Raw genomic sequence first — 23,235 nt, forward strand, 5'->3', positions numbered from 1 at the left:
AAGCGTTTAGTGATGTAGTTCGAAATGAGCTTCTATTTCAACAGGAATTCCACCAGGCAAAATCATACCAACTGCACTACGAACACCAACACCATTGTCAGGACCAAAAATATCGGCCATTAATTCACTAAACCCATTGATGACAAGGGGTTGCTGACCAAAATCTGGGGTCGAGTTCACCATGCCCAAAGTTTTTACGATTCGTTTGATTTTATCAATGTCGCCAAAATGGGTTTGTATGGTAGATAGCATGGTCAAGGCAACTTGTCTTGCCGCTATTTTAGCCTCTTCCATGGTCATGTTGTGACCAGCACGACCAATGATCAATGAGCCGTCATTTTGCATTGGCCCTTGGCCAGAAATGTATAAAAAATGGTCTACAACTAAAACAGGTTTGTAAAGGCCTGCAGGAGGTGGTGCAGGAGGTAGGACCAAACCTAGTTCCTTAATTCTTTCAGAAGGTTTCTTCATCATGCTACTTTAGATTTTAAATGAAAATGTTTATAACTAATACACCGACTAGACCCATAACACCAACGGTGGTTTCCATAACGGTCCAGCTTTTTAGGGTGTCCTTCACCGAAAGGTTGAAGTATTCTTTGAACAACCAAAATCCGCTATCGTTTACATGAGATAACATTAAACTACCAGAGCCAATGGCCAATACCATTAATTCAGGACTAACCCCTGTTCCTTGAATAAGCGGTAATACAATACCTGCAGCCGTTAAACCTGCAACTGTAGCAGAACCAACACATACACGAATTACCGTTGCAATTAACCATGCTAGAATTAATGGGGAAATGGATGATTCTTTTAGCATGGCGCCAATATATTCACTTACGCCACTATCGATTAGCACTTGTTTTAATGCGCCAGAACCTGCAATGATTAATAAAACCATGGTGATACCTGTAATAGCACTACCCACAGAGTCCATAACTTCTTTCATTTTTTTACCACGCCCCAAACCTAAAGTGTAAATCGCTACTAAAACAGAAATAAGCATAGCTATTGCCGGATTTCCGATAAATATTAATGCCTTCTTAAGGAAAAAAGTATCTGGTAGTGAAAACTCGGCTAACGCAGCAATGGCAATTAGAATAACAGGGAGAAGTGCACTTATAATGCTGTTGGCCATACTAGGCATTTCTTCTTCCTTTAATATAACAGGATTTATAAATTCTTTAAGCGGAGTAGCATTTATGCCTTTAAGTGTTCTGGAGAGTAATGGTCCTGCAACAATAATAGCTGGTATTGCTACTAGTATTCCATATAATAATGTTTTGCCGATATCGGCATTAAATGTTGCTGCAATAGCCGTTGGGGCAGGGTGAGGTGGTAAATAACCGTGCGTTACCGAAAGGGATGCCAGCATAGGTAAGCCAACATATAAAAGAGGTAAACCGGTGGCAGCTGCAATGGTAAATACCAATGGCACTAAAATGACAAACCCTACAGAATAAAACATAGGAATACCTACAATAAAACCAGTAAGTACAACTGCCCATTGAATATTTTTCTTTCCAAATTTTTCTACCAATTGTGTTGTGATGCGTTGCGCGGCACCGCTATCTGCAACGAGTTTACCTAGCATGGCCCCTAGTCCCAATATTATAACTAGAAACCCAAGAATGCTGCCAATACCTTTTTGAATGGAGTCTACTACCGATAAAGGTTCCATTCCTTCTGCGATACCAACGAATAACGATACAATTATAAAGGTGATAAAAGCATTTAGTTTGAATTTGGCAATGAGGATAAAGAGGAGTAAAATTCCTAAAATAACAATGAATAACGGCATATTATATTTGGTTTGGATAGGTTGAAAACCTAAATATACCATAAAAAAAAGGCTCAACATATTTTATCTAAATACGTTGAGCCTATTCAATAAAATTCTATTAACGATCTGTTAATTCTGGAGAAATAATTTTATAAAGAATACCTGCTAAAATGGCGCCAACTATAGGAGCAAGCCAAAACAACCAAAGTTGATCTAGTGCCCAATCACCTACAAATAGAGCTTGACTTGTACTACGGGCAGGGTTCACAGAAGTATTGGTGACAGGTATACTAATAAGGTGAATAAGCGTAAGGCAGAGTCCTATTGCCAAGCCTGCGAAACCTCTTGGCGCCTTGGTATAGGTTGATCCTAAAATAACAAATATGAAAATGAAAGTCATTGCCACCTCAATAATTAATGCTGATGTCATACTGAATCCGCCTGGGGACTGTTCGGCATAACCATTGGCTGCAAAACCACCAATAACAAAATCAGGCTTACCTGAAGCGATTAAGAAAAGTATTGCTGCCCCAGCAATACCACCTATGACTTGGGCAATTACATAAGGTAGTACGTATTTCCATCAAAACGGCCACCTACCCAAAGGCCTATTGAGACTGCGGGATTTAAGTGACAACCAGAGATATGGCCAATGGCAAAAGCCATTGTAATTACAGTTAAACCGAAGGCAAGGGAAACCCTAACAAAGCCAATTCCTAATTCAGGAAATCCTGCGGCAAGTACGGCACTACCACAGCCACCTAGCACCAACCAAAGGGTGCCAATAAATTCTGCTATTATTTTTTTCATTTTAAAAAGGTTATTTGGTTTCTATTTATTTAGAAATCAAAACATTACGTAAGTCACATAATTTTAACCATTTTGTTTAATAAATACCTAATGTAGATTCAATTTTGCATAGAAAGGATTTATGAGTTGTTTTTAAAACGCTGTATCAATACGAACTCAAAAGTGTTTAGTTCGTAATTCTGTCATTTATTTTTTATACCAAATAGTGGTTGCAGAAGACCTATTTTTAGAATGATAAAGTGATAAATAATCCAGCTAATTAAAAATGTTCCAATAACAAGAATAAGCGCTTTTGGTAACAATCCCCAATCTAAATCCATCAGGTAATAAGCTATCGCAACAGTTACGGTTTGATGAAGAATATAGAAAGGGTAAACGGCCCTATTCGCATAACCCAAAAATTTACTAGGTTTATTTTGATGTTTGGCGGCGTAACCCAATAGCACCAATATCCAAGACCAAAGATTAATAATTTTTAAAAAAGCTTCGGTAAAATGTCTAGTATAACCATCTTCAAATTGCCATATAATGAGTAATCCTATGAAGCATAGAATGCCTAGAATAAACGCTTTTTTACGTATTTTTTCTATCTCTATCCAAAGAATTTGACCACATGATACCATGATAAATCCAAAGAAAAATAAGGTCATTGAGGAAAAGAAATTAAACCAGTCATTAATTAAATCATGCGTGATATCATAAAAAGGTTCAAGTAATGATTCTAATAAATACAAGGGTAGGGTGAAAATATAGAGTCCGAATGGCTTTTGTATCACTTTGCTAAACCAATCAACTATTTTGGTTTTTCTTTTTTTGATATACACAAAGATGGGTGAAAGTAACACTGAGAAAACAAATAGATAGGGTAAAAACCAGAGATGATGCCAGCTGATATTTCCTTCGGGATAGATACCTTCATAAGCTACGGTACTGAGATAATGTAAATAGGAACCTTGAAATTGACCTTCTGCCAATCGTTCAAAATATATTTGTGGTGGCACTACCACCAACATCCCAAATAGTAGTGGAATACCTAATCTTAGAAACCGTTCCTTATTAAACTGCCAAATAGTTCTTTTTGATAAAGCGTAGAAGGTACCCATACCAGATATTAGGAACAAAATGGGTAAACGCCACTGATTCAAAAATAGCATTGGCCATTTAATCCAATCATAGATAATATTGTTTTTTAGATGCCATCCCCAAGGGACAAAGAACATCCCGACATGATAAAAAATCAAAAGCGAAAAGACCACTACCCGTAACCAATCTAAATCGTACCTCCTAAATGTTTTTTCCATGACCCAATATTTAATTGGTCAAAATTGAGGGAATATGATATGGAAATTAAATTTTAGCATTTACAATTCGTCCATAATTACAATTTTGGAGAGATTGACCTTACGTACTGAGATGGTGAGTAGCCTGTTTGAATTTTAAAAGCATTGTAAAAAGCAGACTTAGATTTGAAGCCTACTGAATCTCCAATTGCTTCTATAGTAAGTTTATTGTATTGTGGATCAACAAGTCTTTCCTTAGCAACAACAATTCTTTTCGAATTGATATAATGGTTAAAATTAGAGCCAAACCCTGAGTTTATTGATTTTGATATTTGATTGGGATGAATATTCAAAAGATTGGCCAAATCATTCAAACTTGTATTTTTGGACAAATAATAACACTCAACATCAACAAATTTTTCAATATCAGTAAATGCTATTTCTTTAATCGGTTTACCTAAGGTCTCGTATTTGTCGGCAACCCAAGATTTGTCAAAGAATCGTGATTCTGTAATAATTATATAGGTTGTTGAAAAAGCGACTATGGTTTGAAAAATTGAAATATAATGATCGCCTCCATCATCATCAAATATGTAGAAAACTAAAAATAGAAGCAGAAAGAAGGCACATAGTATAATAGCTGAATTTCGTGTGAAAATATATTTGGACGATTTTTTTTCAGCATTATTGTTTAAGTTTCTGAACCATTCTTCTCTGACTAATTTTAAGCTCAGTAATGTATATAGCAAAAGGCTAAAAAGTATGAGCCAATCTAAAATGTCTTTTATAAAATGATAATTATAATTAAATGATTCTGGAACGGTTGCAGTTTCCATTTTACTGTAATATGCGCCTAAATAGGCATTCAATTTTACAGAAATAGGAGCAAGATAAAATGGAATTTGAGATATAAAATAACCAAGTGGTAAAACAAAATGCCACCAATCTTTCTTAAATGAAATAGATGTTCTTTTTAAAAAACCATAAATAGAAAAGTATAGAAATGGTCCTATCAACAGAACCAGTGCTTCAGTTGAATCATTCAATACTAGTATATATTTCATTAGGCCAGTGTAGCATAAATAGGTGTCTAAAAATACAATTGCTCCAAAAAAGATTAAGAGTCCTAAATAAGTCAACGGTAAATTACCTTTGCTCTTGGTGAAAAGTACAATGCTTAAAAATAGATTTTGAACAACGCCTAATAGCATAAAACTTGACGTAAGATTATGTCTTATCGGAATTTGTTCTATGAGATCATTGAGCATGTTCACTTTAACTTTTTTCTAAATAATCTTTTAATTTCTGAGGTCCTTCTAACAAAATACGAACTACGCGTAACGTACCATCGTCAGTGGTATTGATCTGCCATTTTATTAAAGAGATGTTGCCTTTTTCTATTTCAATTCCAGTAATACTTCTTGGGTGTACACAACTACCATCGTTAAATAGGGGTATATCGCCCGGTTCAGGAAAACGGGGTCTATGCGTATGGCCAACAACGGTTACTTTTAAACTGTTTTTAAGGATCCATTTTTTAATACGTCGTTCAACTTTTATAAGTTCTGTGTAGTTCTTGGCTGGTGATGTTGGGTCAGCAATACCCCAAACCTGTAATGGTTTCCAGAGTACCCTAACTAAAAATCTACCCCAACGCCAAAAAGTATAATTCCACCAATCAGCCTGGTGGCCGTGGGTTAGAAAAATTTCCTGCTGAGTGTCCCTATGTTTTAAGATAATTGCTTCATGATATTTAATTCCTTCAAAAAGCGCCTTGTCTTTATCTTCTATCGGTTCAAAATAACTTGACAGGTGTTTCTTTACGTAATCTTCATCTTTATAGACCATATCATGGTTTCCCCAAATCATATGTAGTCTATGTTCTAAATGAAATTGCTTTAAAAGTTTATAAATATTTTTGTGGGCTTCAAATAAGGATGCAAAATTAATATTCTCCCAAAGTTCATCACCATCACCGAGCTCGCAGTATTGAAATCCTTCTGAATGATAAAATTTTAGGGCATGAAAATAGATGTTTCTATTATTGGCAAATTCATCGGCAAAACTGTTGTCACCCCTGTGACAATCACTAAAAAGTATGAATTTAGAGTTGTTGTTAAATGGAATGACCTTGGCATTTTCATAAGCTCTATTAAGTCTACTATCCGATGACATGGGCTATTTTTCGTTAAATATCCGAAAATCCAGTTAACCATAGGGGGTGAGTCTCCTAAAAAACTTGTATTGTTTTGTAACTTTACAGTGATTTACTAGACTAAATAATTCATGGTTCAGCACGAGAGAAAGATAATGCCTGTAAAGCACCTCATTAGTTTTGAAGAACTTCTCAAGAAGTACGATGAACATTTAGAAGTTGATGATTCCTTTTTAGCTGCTACTGCCGAGAGAATATTGTATGCTCAAAGTGAATACCCAGAATTACGTGACGGATTTTCTGATTTTACATTGTTAGAAAAATATAAGGACGTAATTGAACGTATTTTACAAGATACATTTACGGAAGCTTTAAGTACGAATGAAATAAAGGTGGCTACCTTACCTTATCAAAATACCATTATAAAGTCTTCGAAACGCTTTCAGAAAATTATTAGCGAAGCGGGTAAGGAGTATGAGCCAGAACTGCGAAGTCTTGGCGACGATATGGATTATATTATGAGCTGTGTGGTCATATTAAATTTCTACTATGGTTTTCAGTTAGACTTTAGTCGCCCATACTTTTATGATATACCAGATGTTAATGGAGTAATGCGTCACTATCGCGTTTTATATAATGCTGATTTTATTAACATTATTCCTACAGAAAAATCTAAGAAGATTACACAAGAAGATGTAGATGAATTACTTGCAAGGCCAAATGATGTTGATCTTTGGATGGATAAAATTCCACCTGAAAGTTTTATATCTAAAGGATTTGTTATCGCCAATTTGTTCGATGTTACTATGGAACAGGCAATTTCTGATATAAAGTCAAAATTGATTTCTAAGGACCATTTAGCTCCAGATAATTTTACGGAAGAACTTCAAGAGACTTTTAAATCGTTTTTTAAGTTGCCGAATATTAGAGTAGGGTTCGCAAACTTCAATGTAAGACAAGATCAGTTCGAGGCAGTTGCAGGTATGGGGTTTGAAAGTTATCTTTTAAATGGAGAAGTAATAGTCGGTTGTAAGCGTGCGCTTTGTGAAGAATCTTACAGAAAACTGATTAAGGAAAATTCATATTTTGCCATTACAGATGTTAATCGAATGGCTGAGCTATCTAGCGGTATCGAGCCTTATGCAGGCTTAAAAAAGCAGGGAGTTCAAAGTGCAATTTTTGCACCTATTGCCTATGAGAATAAACTCTTAGGAATTTTGGAAATAGTTTCTGAGAAAAAAGGGGTGCTTAACGGTGTTAATGCTCAAAAGCTTGATGATGTATTGCCATATATTGTTTCGGCATTAGTGCGTAATAATAATGAAGAAAATAATAGAATAGATGCTATAATTCAAAATGAATGTACTTCTGTGCACTCATCTGTATACTGGAAATTTCAAGAGGAAGCCAAAAGGTTTATGAACGATCAGCTAGAAGGTAGAGCACCTACTTTCAGGGAAATTGTTTTTAAGGATGTTTATCCTCTATTTGGACAGATTGATATTAAAGACTCATCAAAAGCTAGAAATTTAGCTATTCAAAGAGATTTGATGATTCAACTTTCTGAAATTAATGACGTCTTGGTAATTGCATTGAAAAAATGGAGTTTACCTATCTATGAAGAATTGATTTTTAGGGTGAACAATCATCTTGAAAGTATTAAAGAAATGCTCTTTACAAATAGTGAACAATCCATTTTCGACTTTGTTAAAGATGAAATTTCCCCGATTTTTGAACACCTTAAAAAGTCAGATGTTGTTTTAGAAAAACATATTTTGACTTATGAGGCTAAAATAGATATGGGTACAGATTCCTATTACGATCATAGAAAGAATTATGATGAAAGTGTTACGTTAATTAATAAGAAGCTGTCTTTGGTAATAGATAAAAGACAGGAAAGTGCACAAGCAATGTTTCCTCATTATTATGAGCGCTATAAAACCGATGGTGTTGAACATAATATGTATATCGGCGCTTCTATTTCAGAAAATACAGACTACAATGATTTATATCTAAACAATCTTAGATTGTGGCAATTGCAGGTTATGTGTGAAATGGAGAATGTTCATTATGCATTAAAACCAAAATTACCGGTACCATTAGATGCCACATCATTGATATTGGTTTATAATACATCATTGTCTATCCGATTTAGAATGGATGAAAAACAATTTGATGTTGATGGCACATATAATGCTCGTTATGAGGTAATTAAAAAGAGAATTGATAAATCTTATATTAAAGGGACAACCCAACGTTTAACTCAAAAAGGATTACTTTCCATAGTTTATTCTCAGAAAAAAGATGAGTTGGAATATTTGAGATACATTAAGTTCTTGAGGTCTAAAGGCTGTTTCACCGATAAGATTGAAATTGTAGAGCTAGAAGGTTTACAGGGCGTTTCTGGTTTAAAAGCTATACGTGCCGAAATTCTATATAAAAGAGATCAAGAGCCTGAAAAGACCTACACTTATGAGGATTTGATGGAAGCTTTAAAAGAATAACACCTGACTTAGTAGCTCTAATTTACGATCTGGACCATAGAATTTAAAAGATATTGCAAACGCGATAACCGATAAAATCATTCCTATCATGAAGATGGTATAGGTCCAACGTAAAAGTTTATATTTTCTATTTAATACAATACCTAGAAAGTAAAGATCTTTTGTCAATGAGGTGTAGATGTAGTCTTTGTCTTTTAGCATTTGTTGAATTGCCCACTCATATTCTGTCAAATTCATCTTATGAAAATTACCGAAGAACAATAGATTAACATTTTTATTTTCTACATCTTCTTTAGTGAATTCACCGCTGGTAACGTTTGGTCTGGTTGCCAATACGGCCAATATCATTGAAATAATAGCAAACAAAACGAATATCACGGTTGGGTAAATTAAATAATCGTTTGAAGGATTATCTAATTTTGGAATAAGATTAGATAGGGCCAATGAGATAATAATGGCATTTACAGATAATAGAATATTTGCTTTGGTATCTGCAATATCACTAAGGGCAATATGATTTTTTAAAGTTACACGATATAAAGTTTGGATTCCTCGATCTGGACTCTCACTTTTAAACTTAACTTTTAGTCTTTCTTTTTTGGCTAGTTTTTTTTCAGATTTTTTATCCTTAATTAATTTTCTAAGGTTTTTATCTTTTTTTTCTAACCAATGCTCTTTAGCATAATCTGTATAGTAGTGATGGTCAGTTCTAAAAACCTTAATATTTCCGTCTAACCATTCTTTTGGGCTATAATCTTTAATGCCTAAAAGCTTCAGTTCTTCCCGTAATAACTCTGAAGTTTCTATGTAGCTACTTTGGGCAAAATGAGAAGAATCTGCATCTCGAATGATTTCATCCATCAAATTAGATGGTTTGGCATTCCATTTTGTGGCCCTAATGCATGCTTTGATTTTTTCTATTCCTTCTTTATAATACCCTTCTTTCAATAAAAACGCTTCTGCTATTTCACAACTACTTTCTTCATGTGCTTCAGTTCCTTTGGTGTAACCAGTGTCATGAAACCAAGCTACTAATTGTAATAGCTCTCTTTCTTGATTGGAAAGAGAACATGCCTCAAGTAATTCTTTAGTACTTTTAACGACTCTTTGTGTATGTCTTAGGTTGTGGTACAGAAAATTTTTATCCAATTTGGTGGTAAGTAGCTCGACTACAAACTGTTGTGTCTTCTCTAAAATGTTCGACATAGAAACTGTTGGTTAGAATTACACAAATTACGAAAATATAAATAGGGTTACATTGCTATGAAAAAATATTATTCCTATCTGTTAATTTTATTATTCATTACTAGTTGCGCTACATATAGCACTAAGTATGTAGATGAGAAATATGCTGTAGATGTTAAAGAGTTAAAAGAGATTTCACATACATTCTATTTAATAGGTGATGCTGGTTTATCACCTATGGGAAGTATGAACCCTGCACTTAAGATTTTTAAAGATAAATTAGATAAGGCAGATAAGAATAGTACCGCTATTTTTTTGGGTGACAATATATATCCAGCAGGTTTGCCAGACCCAAAAGATTCAACAGTGGCCTATTTGACTGCAAAAAATCATTTAGATGCACAGTTGAAAACACTTGACGATTTTAAAGGAAGACCACTTTTTATTCCAGGTAATCATGATTGGTATACAGAAGGATTAGTAGGTCTTGAGCGTGAAGAAGATTATATTAAAAAGGCCTTAAAACACGAGAATCCTTTTTTGCCAGAAAACGGTTGCCCTCTTGATGTTGTTGAAATTGGTGAAGATATAGCGATAATAACCATAGATACGGAGTGGTACCTTACCAATTGGGATAAAAGGCCCGATATGAATGACAAGTGCGATATAAAAAGCAGGGAAAAGTTCTTATTAGAACTTGAAGACGCCATAAAGGATTACCGAGATAGAACTACAGTTATTGCCATGCATCATCCTTCAAGCAGTTATGGTCCACATGGTGGTCAATATTCCTTAAGAAAACAATTTTACCCCAAAGAATTACCATTCCCAATTCCGGTTTTGGGTACATTCATTAATGTTTTAAGAAATACATCTGGTGCATCAATAGAAGATTTAAATAATAAGAGATATAGAGAGCTAATGAACAGGGTGACTACATTGGCTCAATTTTCTGAACGGGTAATATTTGTATCGGGTCATGAGCATACATTACAATATATAGTTGAAAATAATACGCCGCAGATTGTTAGTGGGTCTGGATCAAAAGAGGGTACTACTAAGTTAGTGAATGGATCTCAATTTAATACAGGTAAAATGGGATTTGCTGCTTTAGAAGTTTATACTGATGGTTCTTCTAGAGTTCGATTTTATGGTGTTGGCGAAGATAAAAAAGAAGAGTTTTTATTTACTAACGTAGTATTGCCACCTACTCTAAATGAATATATAGGTAATCTTACAACTAACTTTCCAGATTCTGTAAAGGCATCGGTCTATACTAAAAAAGAAATTGATAAAAGTGGTTTCTTTAAAGGAGTTTGGGGAGAACGTTATCGTAAATATTATGGTACAGAGGTGAAGGTGCCAACCGTAAATCTTGATACATTGATGGGCGGTTTAGTTCCTGTAAAAAAAGGCGGAGGCCATCAGTCTAAATCATTACGCCTTCAAGGTGAAGATGGTAGAGAATATGTAATGAGGGCTTTGAAAAAGAGCGCTGAGCTTTATTTGCAGTCTATGGCCTTTCAAGATCAATATGTTTTGGACGATTTAAAGGAAACCTATACCCAAGAATTGCTTCAAGATTTTTACACAGGATCTCACCCATATGGACCGTTTACTACTGGTGTGCTCTCAGATGCAGTCGGTATATACCATACTAACCCTGTACTTTATTATGTGCCAAAACAACCTGCGTTAAAGCAGTACAATGATTCTTTTGGTGATGAGTTGTATATGATAGAAGAACATACCGGTGATGGTCATGGCGATTTGGCGAGTTTTGGTTACACGAACGAATTAAAAAGCACCGATGGTATGCTTGAAGATTTACGTGATGATGAAAAGTATGAAGTCGATAAAGATTTATATCTAAGATCTAGACTGTTTGATATGGTTTTGGGAGATTGGGATAGGCACGTAGACCAATGGAGATGGGCAGAATTTAAAGATAAGGAAAAAGGTAAAATAGTTTATAGACCAATACCTAGAGATCGCGACCAAGTATATTCTAAAATGGGAGATGGAGCATTAATGAACATTGCAACACGTATTATACCTGGATTAAGACTTATGGAAGGTTTTAATGAAGAGATTAGAAGCGTAAAAGGTTTCAATTCTTCACCGATGACTTATGTTTTAGATTTGACCCTATTAGGTGAAACTGAAAAAAGCCAATGGTTAGCTCAAGCAAAGTATTTACAAGAAAATTTGACTGTGAATACCATTGATAGGGCATTTAAAGCCTTTCCTGAAGAGGTTCGCGATGAAACAGTCGTAGAGATAAAAAATATTTTGTTAGCACGTTTAAGTCATATTCAAGAGACGGCTGAAGAGTATTATAAAATATTGAATAAGTATGCGGTTGTCGCAGGTACCGATAAGGACGATTGGTTTGAAATAAACAGATTTGATGACAAAGAAACAGAAGTAAAAGTATATAGAAATATAGATGGTAAAAAGGATAAGTTATTCTTTTACAAAGTATTTACAAAAGAGGATACCAAAGAAATATGGGTATTTGGTTTGGATGATGATGATATTTTTGAAGTTAACAATCCTTTAAATTATAATGGGGTAAAAGTTAGGATAATAGGAGGCCAAAATAATGATATCTATAGAGTTGAAAATGGAAAGAATATTGCGCTATATGATTACAAAAGCAAAAAAAATACCTTTGAAGAAAGAGGAGGGGCAAAAGTTAAATTGTCCGATGATTATGAACTAAACACGTATCAACCTCTTAAATTAAGAAATAGTTTTAATCAAATTATCCCTACTGTTGGCTTTAATCCTGATGATGGCATACGTATTGGATTTATGAATACATATACCTATAATGGATTTAGACAGAATCCATTCACCCAACAGCATACTATTGGGGCATCATATTATTTTGCTACCAGTGGTTTTGATTTTAAATACCAAGGTGAGTTTGCACATTTGTTTGAAAATTGGAACGGCGAAATATCCGCTCGATTTACTAGTCCTAATTTTGCCGTGAATTTTTTCGGATATGGGAATAACACAATAAATTTAGATGATGACCTAGAACTTGATTACAATCGAGTAAAACTTAGGCAAATTGAATTTTCACCTTCTTTGGTTTGGAGAGGGGAATTAGGGGCAAAAGTAAAGGTTGGTCTATCATATCAAGATATTAGTGTTGAAGAAACAGATGATAGATTTATAAATACATTTTACCAACAAAATGGGGAAGAGACCAATAGCGATTTTATTGGTGCTCATGCAGGATATTCATATGAAAACAGAGATAATGAAGCTTTTCCTACATTAGGTATGGCAAGCTCTTTACAAGTTGGTTTTAAAGACAATATTTCTACAGATGGAGGTAATTATGGATATGTTATACCTTCAATAAGTTTCGATTATAAATTGATTCCAAGTGGCCGCTTAGTTTTGGCTACTAAATGGAAAGCCCATTTTAATATGGGTAATGGTTATGAGTTTTACCAAGCAGCAAGTATCGGTGGCTTAGATGGTTTGCGAGGTTTTAGAAATCAACGATTTACTGGTAAAACATCATACTATCAAAATACGGATATCAGATTTAGCCTAAATAAAAAGCGGACAAGATTACTACCAATGGCCATGGGGCTATTTGGAGGGTTTGATTATGGTAGAGTTTGGTATCCTGGGTTGAGTTCTGAAAGATGGCATACGTCATACGGTGGCGGATTCTTTTTGAATGCCTCTGATATTATATCTATCAATACAGCCCTATTTGCAAGTGAAGATGGCCCTAGATTTACCTTTGGGTTAGGTTTCGGTTTCTAAAAGCGAAAATCACTTTAAAGAATAGGAGTATAGATTGCCACCAGTACCATGTGAGCGTTCATCGGAAATGAGTAGTGTGTTGTCATTTAGAAAACATACAGATTCTAACTGCGTTCTGGCGCCTAAATCAATTTCCTGAAGTTTGCCTTTAGAGAAATCATTCCACGTAAATTCAGTAAACACAAAAAGTTTACCATAACTAAGAGCTACTATTTTATCTCCTTTGGGTGAAATATCAATTGAGGTAATTTGACATATTTTCCAATCTGTACAAGGTATAAATGACCCAACAAAAGTAGCTTCATATTTACCGGCAGTATCTGGAACAGAATAAATATGAGCCTCTCCTTTAAATGGTTTAGACCTGTTTTTCGTAATTATGTAAAGTGAATTTTCATGATGAAATAGTGCTTCGGCATCATATAAAAGTCTGTCTTCTTTAGGTGGAAATTCTTTTTGATCCGGATAGTTAAATTCAATTTGTTCAGCATCTATTTTATCGCCAGGTTCAATAGATGGGTTTGGTAATTTATAAATGACCAAATTTTTACGAGCATTAGCATTGTTGCCTATGTCGGCAATGTAGAGGTTGCCTGCCTGGTCCATCGCCATATCTTCCCAATCATCATTATCTCCATTTTTCACTTCTAGGGTTTTTATGATGTCACCCTTAAAATTTACCTGATAGATTTCATCCTTATTGCCGTTATCCTCAACCGCCCAAACTGTAGAATCACCATAAGTAACCAAGCCAGAGTTTTCCTTTAAGCTCCCTGGTAAGTCTGTTATTACTTTTAATTGCCCATAATTGGAGCACGATGTAAGTGTAGAAAATATGGTAAATGTGATTAATACTAGTCTATTCATCTGAATCTAATAATGGCATATATATTTCAGCTTTCCATCGTAAGGCATCTCCTCCCATATTCGGATTGTTAAAAAAGAATTCAATAGGTTTTTGGTCTACTTCAATGCCATTCTTTTCAGCATAATCTAGCAAAGTATACCACGCTCTATCTGAAGTCATGTAATTACCATTGTATACAGCTTTTAATGAATTCGTTCCTATAAATTCCTTATAAACAAGATCTTTTATGGTCGGTAAAGTATCTTTTTTAATTATTGGATAACAAAAGTTAAAAACAATACTATCGTTTTGCATATTCCAATCGGTAGTTTCTATAAAGGGAATACCGTTAAATTCAATTCCATTATTGCCAATGACCGAATTAAGAAAAGGATAGCTTTCCATCATTGCAAATGCCTTTTTATTTTGAATGGTTTTATGCTCTACACATGCACAATAGGTAGAAGGCAGCGCCTCTTCCCCAATAAATGTAACCTTGAATTCTTTAAGATGTTCATTTAAATTTTCTATAAATTCAGTAACTGTTTTTCTAGATTTTATTTCGAAATCGGTATCAGTAAAAGGAATGTATAACTTGTTTTTTAAGCTATGGTCCGCATCTTTTATATCTACCACTATATGCGATGTAGAATCTGTTACATAATTAATATTCCATTCATAAATATGGGTCGAATCACCAAAAGAAATTATTTGCTCTAAATGATTCATGTCATTGACTTGTCTTAGAGAAGCTTTGGGTAATGTTTTGCTCCATGCTTTTAGTGCTTGGTTAATTACGCCTGTATTCGATTTAGCGGTTACTCTAACCTGATAGTCTTGTGGCTTAATGAAAAAATACCAGAGTAATCCAATTGAAATAATAGCTATTGCAATGGTATAACCTTTTCTCATATTTATTTAATTCTGTGCGATATTGGAGTTGTTCTTCATTTTAATTTTAGAGTTCAATAGAGCGCCTATTTGCCTCCCTTGACCAACCCCAACTTCAACTGCTGCTCTATAGTGAATACCACCGTACATTCTGCTAATGGCTGCTTCATCTGCTGCTGTATTAAATGAAGTATACTTTCTAATGGGCAGGCCGTATGGTGTTTCTGTATCATCAATAAAACTAAAATTTTCACCAAAAATACTGGTTAGGGCAGTAGCAGCGGCTCCTGATACTACGCTATGTCCACTAGTGTATTCAGGAAATGGTGGTGTTTGAAGAATAGGCTTCCAATTTTCGTCAATATGTTGATTTATTAAAGTTTCAGGTCTAATTAAATTACTTCTATACTTTTCATCCCAGCAACTAATAAATGCATCTGCGATTGCCAATGACGTTTTGGTATATGCAAAAACGGTATCGTCGAAATTGCTGTCTGTACTTCTACAGGCAATTTTGGTAATACCAATCCAATGCGCACCAGGAGTTATTTTTTTGGTAGCGAACATTAAGTGTCCCCGAGTAACAGATACATACGGGTTGCAATCCCAAAATTTGGCAATGGCCACTTCATCAGACGCATCTCCAATCGCCGTAATTTTGTTGCTAATATTATAAACCTCTAGCAGTTCTTTATAGAAGTCTGAATCTTTTTCTAATGAAAAAGGTGGCGGAGGTACAGGTTTAAATTGTGAGGCAGAATCTAATACAAATGGTCGAATTTTGCTCCAATGTGGTTCAATACCATCCATGTATGCTGGTGGTGTGGGTTGCCATCTAGAAGCTTCATCCGTGTTTACCGTAAACTTTGGCATGGTACGGGTTTGGCTATAATTATCCTTGCTCATCCATCCTTTAATATGTTCTGCGACTTTTAATCCATAAGCTTTAGAAGCTTCGAATTCAGTTTCATTTTTAGTTTTCCATACATTGAATAAACTGTCTTGCAAAACATCGAATTTATCTTCTGAGAAAATCAATTGACGACTTATATTCATATGTGCAATTAACGCCGACAGTTGAGGGTTTATTCCTGAGATAGAATCCATTTTAGGAATCGGTTTCAAGTCTGTAATTTGACCGGATAACGTTTGATAATCAGGGTTCACCTGTGCTATTATTTCATAGGCAGCAATATTGGGGTAAGCGAATATTCTACTAGCCACAGGAGGCGAGAAAATATCATGAATCATTATTTCTACTATCTTATCGATAGAGTTGTGCAATTCTTCCGGAGATATTATAATAGGCTCTTCTTTCTTAGCGCAACTCGCAAGAATAAGGCCGGCCATTAATAATGTAATATACCTTTTCATACGTCTATTGTTTTAGTATTTTATATACTTGTGCCGCTTCATTGTTGAATGTTAGCAGTAAGTAATTATTGTTGTTTGATTGTATAATATTAATATTTCTGATTGATTTACCCATAAGGTCAAGACCAATTCGATTGGCTAAGGTAATATTGTTGACATCATTTATCAAAGCTCCAGGGAAAGAATCAAAACGACCGTGGTAAGGTTTTACTCCAAAATAGTTTCCAACGGCTAAAACTTCAGTTTTAGTATCACCATCAAAATCAAATTCTAAAAAGGACATAATAGGAGCTAACTGCAATTCGAAATTAAAAGGAATAAAGGAAAATTTACCATTATCATTTCTCAAATATCCAGAACTTAAGGTATGTACTTCTTGAATTTCTGCATTAGGTAACACATCTTCACCTAAAATTTCTTCCATTGATTTTCCGGCAAAAGAAGTGTAATTAGTGAATTTTTTACGAAGTGAAACCAACTGACTCGATAGCTCTCTTAGTCCGTCAATCGGATAATTTTTACCATCTTTATATGTGCTGACGATGGTTTCGGTAGCTCCATTTTTATCAAGGTCACCATAATACATTTTCATAGGATGTTCTGAAGATGCTGAAAATTTCGTATTCAATCCCCAGTTACCTAACAAATAATCCTGGTCACCATCAGCATCGATATCGAAACTGGTAACAGCTTGCCATAATCCGTTTGCCTTATCATTTTCTAACAGATGTACTTCAGTAAATACACCCTTGTTGTTCTGAAAAAATAGTGGAGACATCCATTCACCCACAAATAAAAGGTCTTCCCAGCCATCATTATTAAAATCTGTAACAACTGCATCTGTAATCATTCCCAAGTTTTCAAAGGGATTGTTCGCTATGGTAAAGTCTCCGTTTTTATTTTCTAATAAATAGCTGTTTGGTTTATTGCCATAATCTGCACTAATAGATTGATTACAAATTAATATATCTAAATCATTGTCATGATCATAATCTAATTTGAGAAGTACAGATGCATTTTCAAATAATTCAGGAAATTCTTTTTTAATGAAAGTGCTCTCGCTTGCTGAGTAGTAAGAGTCGGTTAAAGGTTTCATTTCATTGAAAAAATCAGCGCCACCCGTGCCAACTATCAAATCATTTTTGCCATCAGAATTAAAATCACCAATAATCGATGTGATATCTTCCTTTATACTATCGTTCTGAATTTCTGGAAAAATTTTTAATTGAAAACTTGAATCACCTTGAATAAAAATCTTAGAAGGAATGTATTTAGAGCCTCCAAAAAAGACATCTTCCTTACCATCTTCATTTAAGTCGCCAACGCTAACGGCAGGTCCTCTGTCTGACATTTGATAAGGTATAAGCTTTTGGCGTAGATAATCGCTGTAGGCATCTTCTATGTGCTCATAATTTATTCCAAGATTATTTGGTTCTTTTTCAAAAAGAGGCTTTTGTTTTAGGTGTAAGCTATTATAGTCAAACGGTTTTGCTAGCTCTGGTTTAATAAAAAGAGTTTGGTTAGTGGTTATGTTCTTAAGTATTTGAAAGCTTTTGTCTGGCCAAATTATTTTTAAGGAATCAACGGTATTAAGGTCCCCGTAACCAAAATGTATTATAGGTTCTGAAGAAGCTTGAAAACCACGTACAGTATACATCTCTTTGAACTGTTGAATGCCATTCGCAAAGGAGAAAATTTTGGTGCCGATTCCGAATTTATTTTCTTTTTTAAAGTTCAGTTTTATTTTTAACCAATTACGAGTGCTATTAGTGGTATTCTCTTGTATGATTGCTGGGCTAAATAGATTATTGGTCACGATATCTAAGTCACCGTCATTATCTAAATCTCCATAGGCTGTTGCGCCAGAGATTACAGTATCTTGAGCAATCCAAGTTTTCGACTCATCGATAAACTTAAGATTCTTAGTGCCTTTGAAAATTTTATTGCCTACAAAGCCCGATGGCATCATGGCCAATGCCTTTTGGTCTACAAGATTTGTACTATTTATTTTTTGCTTGATATTATCGTTCGATACATAATTGATGTAATCAAGATCGTTCGGGCGTTTTGGAATACCGTTGCTAATGTAAAGATCCTGCTCGCCATCTTGATTGTAATCGCCAAATAATGCGCTCCAACTCCAATCTGTAGCGGCTATGCCACTAAGCAAAGCAGTTTCTAAAAACATGCCATTGGGTTGGTTTACATATAGCATGTTTCTGGTATACTGATTATGATAGCCAAAGGTTTGTGTTTTTAATTTTTGAATTTGAACATCATCATCACCTTCAGAAGTTTTTAAGACCATTTCGTCTTGTGCCAACATATCCAATGAAATTAAATCAGGTAGACCATCATGATTAATATCTGCCACATCACTACCCATTGAAAATCTTGAGGTATGTCCGAAATATTGTTTCAAACTTTCTTTAAATGTTCCATCGCCATTATTTAGATAATAATAATCATCTTCATGAAAATCATTGCCAATGTATAAATCTGGAAATCCATCTTGGTTAAAATCTGAAACAGCAATACCTAGACCATAACCATTGATGCCACCATAGATGCCAGCTTCTTCACTTACATCGGTAAATTGCCCATTATCATTACGAAGTAATTTGTCGCCGGTTTCATAGCTTCTTTTGAAGCGAACTTCTGCGTTGCCATAAGAGTCTTGGGTATGTACAGCATGATTAAGTAAATACATGTCTAGATCACCATCTAAATCATAATCTAAGAATGCTGCCGATGAACTATACGATTCATAATCTAAGCCGTATTCGGCAGAACTTTCTTTAAAAGTGGCATTACCTTGATTTATAAAAAGTTCATTGTGGCCATTAAACCCGTTTAGACCTACCACGGCACAAACATAAATATCTAAAAGACCATCTCCGTTTACGTCACCCATTATAGTACCTGTGTTCCACGAGCTATTTCCTTCAACACCAGCTTTAATAGATATATCTTCAAACTTGAGATTTCCTTTGTTGAGGTATAATTTGTTTTTTACTTGATTTCCTGAAAAGTAAATGTCTGGCAAGCTATCGTTATTAATATCACCAATGGCGACGCCACCACCATTATAAAAGTATAAGTAGTCTAAAATACTAAGGTCTTTAGATTCGGTAAGGGTATTTTCGAAGCTAATGCCAGTATCACTTGGGGAGTGTTTTATAAAAAGCTCGCCCGAATTTTCCTTGCAACCAATTGCAAAGATCAATAAACAAAGAATAAGAATGTTATTTTTCATTTAATCGATAAAGTTTTGGAGTGTCATTATTGATTGCTGCAATGATAAATTGATTTCCCTTTTTATCCTTAATTACTTCGATGTGTTTTACTTCGTTTCGAATGAAGAAACCACTATATGAATAGTTTTGCCATTCAAACCCAAGTTTGCCATCGCCAAGTAAAACATTTCCGTAATTTGCATCTAACCTTGAGTATTGCGGTTTAAATTCAAAATTATTGCCAGCCATTACCAAGTCAAGATTTCCATCTTTGTTAACATCTATACATTGAATACCGCAGATACAAGAGAATTGAACTTGCGGTGGTAAAATTTTAATAGTAAAATTACCATTGCCATCATTAATAGCAATTACTGATTCTGAGATACTAGCCTGTTTTTGTATTGTATTTTCTATAATATTTTTAGGAAAGAGTTCATCAATGGTTTTTTTTGCATATTCTGAAGCCTTTATATTCTTTTTCTTTAAGGCCAATATTTGAGAGGTCAACTCCTTTTTTTGGTGTAAAGGATAATCACCATTATTATAATTTTGTGTGGTTATCTGTTCTATAGTACCATCGTTATCAAAATCATTTACCCACATTTTCATTGGTTGGCCAGGTGCAGGTTTGTAATGTAGATTACTTCCCATGTTACCTAGTATTAAATCTTGATCACCGTCGTTATCTAAATCGTATCCTTCGACAGCTCCCCACCAACCATTAAGGCTATCGAGAGAACTCTTGGAGTCGCTAAGTCTTCTACCAGAATTCTTATAGATTTTAGGGCTGCCCCAATCGGATACCGTGACTAAATCTTTTTTGCCATCACCATCCATATCTAGCCATTTGGCGTCAGTAACCATTCCGGCATCCTTTAGGTCGTATGCTGAGCGTTCAGTAACATTGGTGAAGGTGCCATCTCCGTTATTAAGTAGAAATAAATGGTCAGGATTTATACCATAAGTGCCAACTACACTTCTTGAACCTACAAAAACATCGATGTCGCCATCGTCATCAAAATCTGAAGGGGCTATAACGGCAACATTTTTATTAGTTGTGGGTAATTTATTGGTGCTTAAAGTAAAATTTCCTTTACCGTCATTAAGATATAGACGAATGCCATAAGTGCCTTGCATGCCTATTTCATTGCCGCCAGTACCTACCATAAGATCTAAGTCTCCATCATTATCCGAATCAAAAAATGATGCAGCGGTATCTTCAAGTGGAGCTTCTGTTTCGAAATATTTTATTATAGGTTTTGATAACGTGCCGTCGCCAGAATGCAAATACAAAGCGCCAGATTGTTCTTTGCCGCCACCAATAAAAATGTCATCATTGCCATCACCATTTACATCGCCTACAGTTAAACCCGGTCCTTCTTCCGCTAATGATCTAGAAATTAATCCTTCATTATCAAAATCCATATAATTGTTTTCCTTGTGGGTCAACAAGGTGTTATTTTCTATTTGATTTAAGATAGTGGGTTTGTTTTCTTTTTTAGTCTTGTAGATTTCTTCAGCTTCATTTTGAACGAAGGTTATCGATTGATTTGCTTTTACATTTGTAAGCTTTACCGTTGCATCGTTTGGCCATATAATTCTAACGGAATCTAAAGTCGTAGTCGCACCAAGACCAATGGTCATCGGGTAATCTACAGAAGACTGAAAACCTCTTGAAGGCATTAAAGTTTGGTCGATAATGTTGTTAGTGTAATATAAACGTGCTATGGTACCTATTCCAAATCTATTCCCATCAGAACCTTCAAATTTTAATTTGATATAATTATTGCTAGATTCGGTTTCCGAATTATTTCTGTAAACGAATGTTTCCATGTTTACGTTATTGACCACTAAATCTAAATCTCCGTCATTATCTAAATCTCCATAGGCAGATCCATTAGAACGACTCGGAATTTCGAAACCCCATTGTTTATTATAGTTGCTAAAAGTGATATCTCCATTATTTCGATAAGCATAATTGGGTAAAGGAGTTACAGGCATTTTATTGATGATAGAATCTATAGATTCCTTTCTTCCTGTTAAAGCCATTTTCTGAATTATCTCATTGGCAAAGAAATCTACAAAATCCAAATCGGTTAAATCATGGTTAATGCCGTTTGTAATATAAATATCTTTTAAGCCATCATTATCCATATCGAATAACAACCCAGACCAACTCCAATCGGTTGCTTCAACACCGCTATAATATGCGATTTCAGAAAATGAACCATTGCCGTTATTTAGTTGTAAGGTGTTTTGAATATACTGCTGGTGAAAGTCTTTACTTTGCTTTAATTTGAAGACATTGTAGCCTTCGAACTCCATAACCGATTTTACGCGTTGGTCAGGTTCAGGAAGCATGTCGGTAATGAATATGTCGGTTAAGCCGTCATTGTTAATATCAGCCATATCAACACCCATAGCCGACAAACTAAGATGATTTGTCCATTTTTGAATTTCCTCGTTAAAAGTACCATCTTGGTTATTGATATATAAATAATCCCTTTCATAAAAGTCATTGGATACGTAAATATCTGGATATAAATCGTTGTTGATATCAATGACCATAACACCGAGACCAAAGCCAATTAGACTCCCATAAATACCTGCTTTTTCGCTTACATCTACGAACTTACCGTTGTCGTTTCTTAATAACATGTCGCCAACACCTCTAAAAATTTTTGGTACACCTTCCCAATCTTGAGCCCTAACGTCACGTTGTTCAGCATACCCAAGACTACTTACGGGAATATTACTGTTGTTTAGAATGTAAGCATCTAAGTCACCATCCTTGTCATAATCAAAGAAAGAGGCATGTGTAGAAAAACCTGTTTCCGCCAAATTAAATTCATGCGCACGCTCGGTAAAAGTTCCATTTCCATTATTAATGAAAAGGTCATTGTCATGGTTATTGCCTTCCATGTTCCCAGCATTGCTTACATAAATGTCTAGTAGCCCGTCATTATTAATATCTGCCATAACCACACCGGTAGACCAAGGTTTGTTTCCCGCAATTCCGGCAGCTTCAGAAATATCTTCAAATTTTAAACCCCCTTTATTTAGATACAATTTATTCGGTTCCATATTTCCGGTAAGAAAAACATCAGAAAGTCCATCATTGTTAATATCGCCGATGGCAACACCACCACCATTATAAAAATTTCTGTATTTGAAAATGTTAAATTCTTTTGAATTTTGAACCTTGTTTATAAAGTTAATACCAGTCTCTTCTGAAGGTAAAAGGGTAAACAAAGTTGGTTCTGACTTTTCAATTGATTCGCTAGAATCTTTTTTAGAGTGACAAGAGTACAAAAGTGAAAAAAGTAAGCTAAAATAGGCTAGCCTAAGTAAATTCGATTTCATTCTTAA

General features: G+C 34.8%; 13 protein-coding genes and 1 pseudogene. 2 read left to right on the top strand and 12 right to left on the bottom strand.

The features are described from left to right. Positions 1-6: 6 nt before the first annotated feature. The 6 genes and pseudogenes from AACZ49_RS01440 to AACZ49_RS01465 all read right to left on the bottom strand — a co-directional run bounded on the left by AACZ49_RS01440 (position 7) and on the right by AACZ49_RS01465 (position 6,051). On the bottom strand, positions 7-474 hold the full coding sequence (locus AACZ49_RS01440; protein ID WP_339650827.1) for a RidA family protein: 468 nt from the start codon (positions 472-474) through the stop codon (positions 7-9). 13 nt (positions 475-487) lie between these two features. After that, positions 488-1,804 carry a gluconate:H+ symporter gene (locus tag AACZ49_RS01445; RefSeq protein WP_339650829.1) on the bottom strand — a complete coding sequence of 439 codons (1,317 nt, stop codon included), beginning with the start codon at positions 1,802-1,804 and terminating at the stop codon, positions 488-490. Between the two features lie 100 nt (positions 1,805-1,904). Beyond that, positions 1,905-2,596 (bottom strand): annotated as a pseudogene (gene aqpZ, locus AACZ49_RS01450) (aquaporin Z). A gap of 182 nt (positions 2,597-2,778) precedes the next feature. Beyond that, positions 2,779-3,897, bottom strand: a complete 1,119-nt coding sequence (locus tag AACZ49_RS01455; protein WP_339650830.1) for an acyltransferase family protein — start codon at positions 3,895-3,897, stop codon at positions 2,779-2,781. 77 nt (positions 3,898-3,974) lie between these two features. Further along, complete coding sequence (locus AACZ49_RS01460) at positions 3,975-5,144, bottom strand: AraC family transcriptional regulator (protein WP_339650832.1); 1,170 nt, start codon at positions 5,142-5,144, stop codon at positions 3,975-3,977. A 7-nt stretch (positions 5,145-5,151) separates the two neighbouring features. Continuing rightward, entirely contained in the window at positions 5,152-6,051 is a 900-nt protein-coding gene (locus AACZ49_RS01465) for a serine/threonine protein phosphatase (RefSeq protein WP_339650834.1), read from the bottom strand. A gap of 111 nt (positions 6,052-6,162) precedes the next feature. Between AACZ49_RS01465 and AACZ49_RS01470 the strand changes: the two genes are divergently transcribed. Next, complete coding sequence (locus tag AACZ49_RS01470) at positions 6,163-8,535, top strand: GAF domain-containing protein (RefSeq protein WP_339650835.1); 2,373 nt, start codon at positions 6,163-6,165, stop codon at positions 8,533-8,535. Here AACZ49_RS01470 and AACZ49_RS01475 read toward each other — a convergent pair. Continuing rightward, entirely contained in the window at positions 8,524-9,741 is a 1,218-nt protein-coding gene (locus tag AACZ49_RS01475; RefSeq protein ID WP_339650836.1) for a Pycsar system effector family protein, read from the bottom strand. The genes AACZ49_RS01470 and AACZ49_RS01475 overlap by 12 nt on opposite strands. Positions 9,742-9,798: 57 nt before the next feature. On the opposite strand from AACZ49_RS01475, the gene AACZ49_RS01480 reads away from it, so the two are divergent. After that, positions 9,799-13,515 carry a metallophosphoesterase gene (locus tag AACZ49_RS01480; protein WP_339650837.1) on the top strand — a complete coding sequence of 1,239 codons (3,717 nt, stop codon included), beginning with the start codon at positions 9,799-9,801 and terminating at the stop codon, positions 13,513-13,515. A gap of 9 nt (positions 13,516-13,524) precedes the next feature. Here AACZ49_RS01480 and AACZ49_RS01485 read toward each other — a convergent pair whose 3' ends face one another. Genes AACZ49_RS01485 through AACZ49_RS01505 form a run of 5 tightly spaced genes read right to left on the bottom strand, consistent with a single transcriptional unit; the run spans position 13,525 to position 23,229 of the window. Next, positions 13,525-14,382 carry a hypothetical protein gene (locus AACZ49_RS01485; protein ID WP_339650840.1) on the bottom strand — a complete coding sequence of 286 codons (858 nt, stop codon included), beginning with the start codon at positions 14,380-14,382 and terminating at the stop codon, positions 13,525-13,527. Further along, entirely contained in the window at positions 14,375-15,274 is a 900-nt protein-coding gene (locus AACZ49_RS01490; protein ID WP_339650842.1) for an AraC family transcriptional regulator, read from the bottom strand. Before AACZ49_RS01490 ends, AACZ49_RS01485 begins: the two co-directional genes overlap by 8 nt. A 6-nt stretch (positions 15,275-15,280) precedes the next feature. Further along, entirely contained in the window at positions 15,281-16,627 is a 1,347-nt protein-coding gene (locus tag AACZ49_RS01495) for a vanadium-dependent haloperoxidase (protein ID WP_091620708.1), read from the bottom strand. Between the two features lie 4 nt (positions 16,628-16,631). Further along, positions 16,632-19,883, bottom strand: coding sequence for a VCBS repeat-containing protein (locus tag AACZ49_RS01500; protein WP_339650845.1), 3,252 nt, complete (start codon positions 19,881-19,883; stop codon positions 16,632-16,634). Beyond that, complete coding sequence (locus AACZ49_RS01505; RefSeq protein WP_339650847.1) at positions 19,873-23,229, bottom strand: VCBS repeat-containing protein; 3,357 nt, start codon at positions 23,227-23,229, stop codon at positions 19,873-19,875. Before AACZ49_RS01505 ends, AACZ49_RS01500 begins: the two co-directional genes overlap by 11 nt. Positions 23,230-23,235: the final 6 nt, after the last annotated feature.

The organism is uncultured Maribacter sp. (genome assembly GCF_963975365.1).
Taxonomy (GTDB): domain Bacteria; phylum Bacteroidota; class Bacteroidia; order Flavobacteriales; family Flavobacteriaceae; genus Maribacter.

Bases quoted from the DNA above. Each gene is read 5' to 3' on its own strand.
- AACZ49_RS01460 (WP_339650832.1), bottom strand. From the start codon at position 5,144: ATGCTCAATGATCTCATAGAACAAATTCCGATAAGACATAATCTTACG.
- AACZ49_RS01465 (WP_339650834.1), bottom strand. From the start codon at position 6,051: ATGTCATCGGATAGTAGACTTAATAGAGCTTATGAAAATGCCAAGGTC.
- AACZ49_RS01485 (WP_339650840.1), bottom strand. From the start codon at position 14,382: ATGAATAGACTAGTATTAATCACATTTACCATATTTTCTACACTTACA.
- AACZ49_RS01490 (WP_339650842.1), bottom strand. From the start codon at position 15,274: ATGAGAAAAGGTTATACCATTGCAATAGCTATTATTTCAATTGGATTA.
- AACZ49_RS01445 (WP_339650829.1), bottom strand. From the start codon at position 1,804: ATGCCGTTATTCATTGTTATTTTAGGAATTTTACTCCTCTTTATCCTC.
- AACZ49_RS01495 (WP_091620708.1), bottom strand. From the start codon at position 16,627: ATGAAAAGGTATATTACATTATTAATGGCCGGCCTTATTCTTGCGAGT.
- AACZ49_RS01475 (WP_339650836.1), bottom strand. From the start codon at position 9,741: ATGTCGAACATTTTAGAGAAGACACAACAGTTTGTAGTCGAGCTACTT.
- AACZ49_RS01480 (WP_339650837.1), top strand. From the start codon at position 9,799: ATGAAAAAATATTATTCCTATCTGTTAATTTTATTATTCATTACTAGT.
- AACZ49_RS01440 (WP_339650827.1), bottom strand. From the start codon at position 474: ATGATGAAGAAACCTTCTGAAAGAATTAAGGAACTAGGTTTGGTCCTA.
- AACZ49_RS01505 (WP_339650847.1), bottom strand. From the start codon at position 23,229: ATGAAATCGAATTTACTTAGGCTAGCCTATTTTAGCTTACTTTTTTCA.
- AACZ49_RS01455 (WP_339650830.1), bottom strand. From the start codon at position 3,897: ATGGAAAAAACATTTAGGAGGTACGATTTAGATTGGTTACGGGTAGTG.
- AACZ49_RS01470 (WP_339650835.1), top strand. From the start codon at position 6,163: ATGGTTCAGCACGAGAGAAAGATAATGCCTGTAAAGCACCTCATTAGT.
- AACZ49_RS01500 (WP_339650845.1), bottom strand. From the start codon at position 19,883: ATGAAAAATAACATTCTTATTCTTTGTTTATTGATCTTTGCAATTGGT.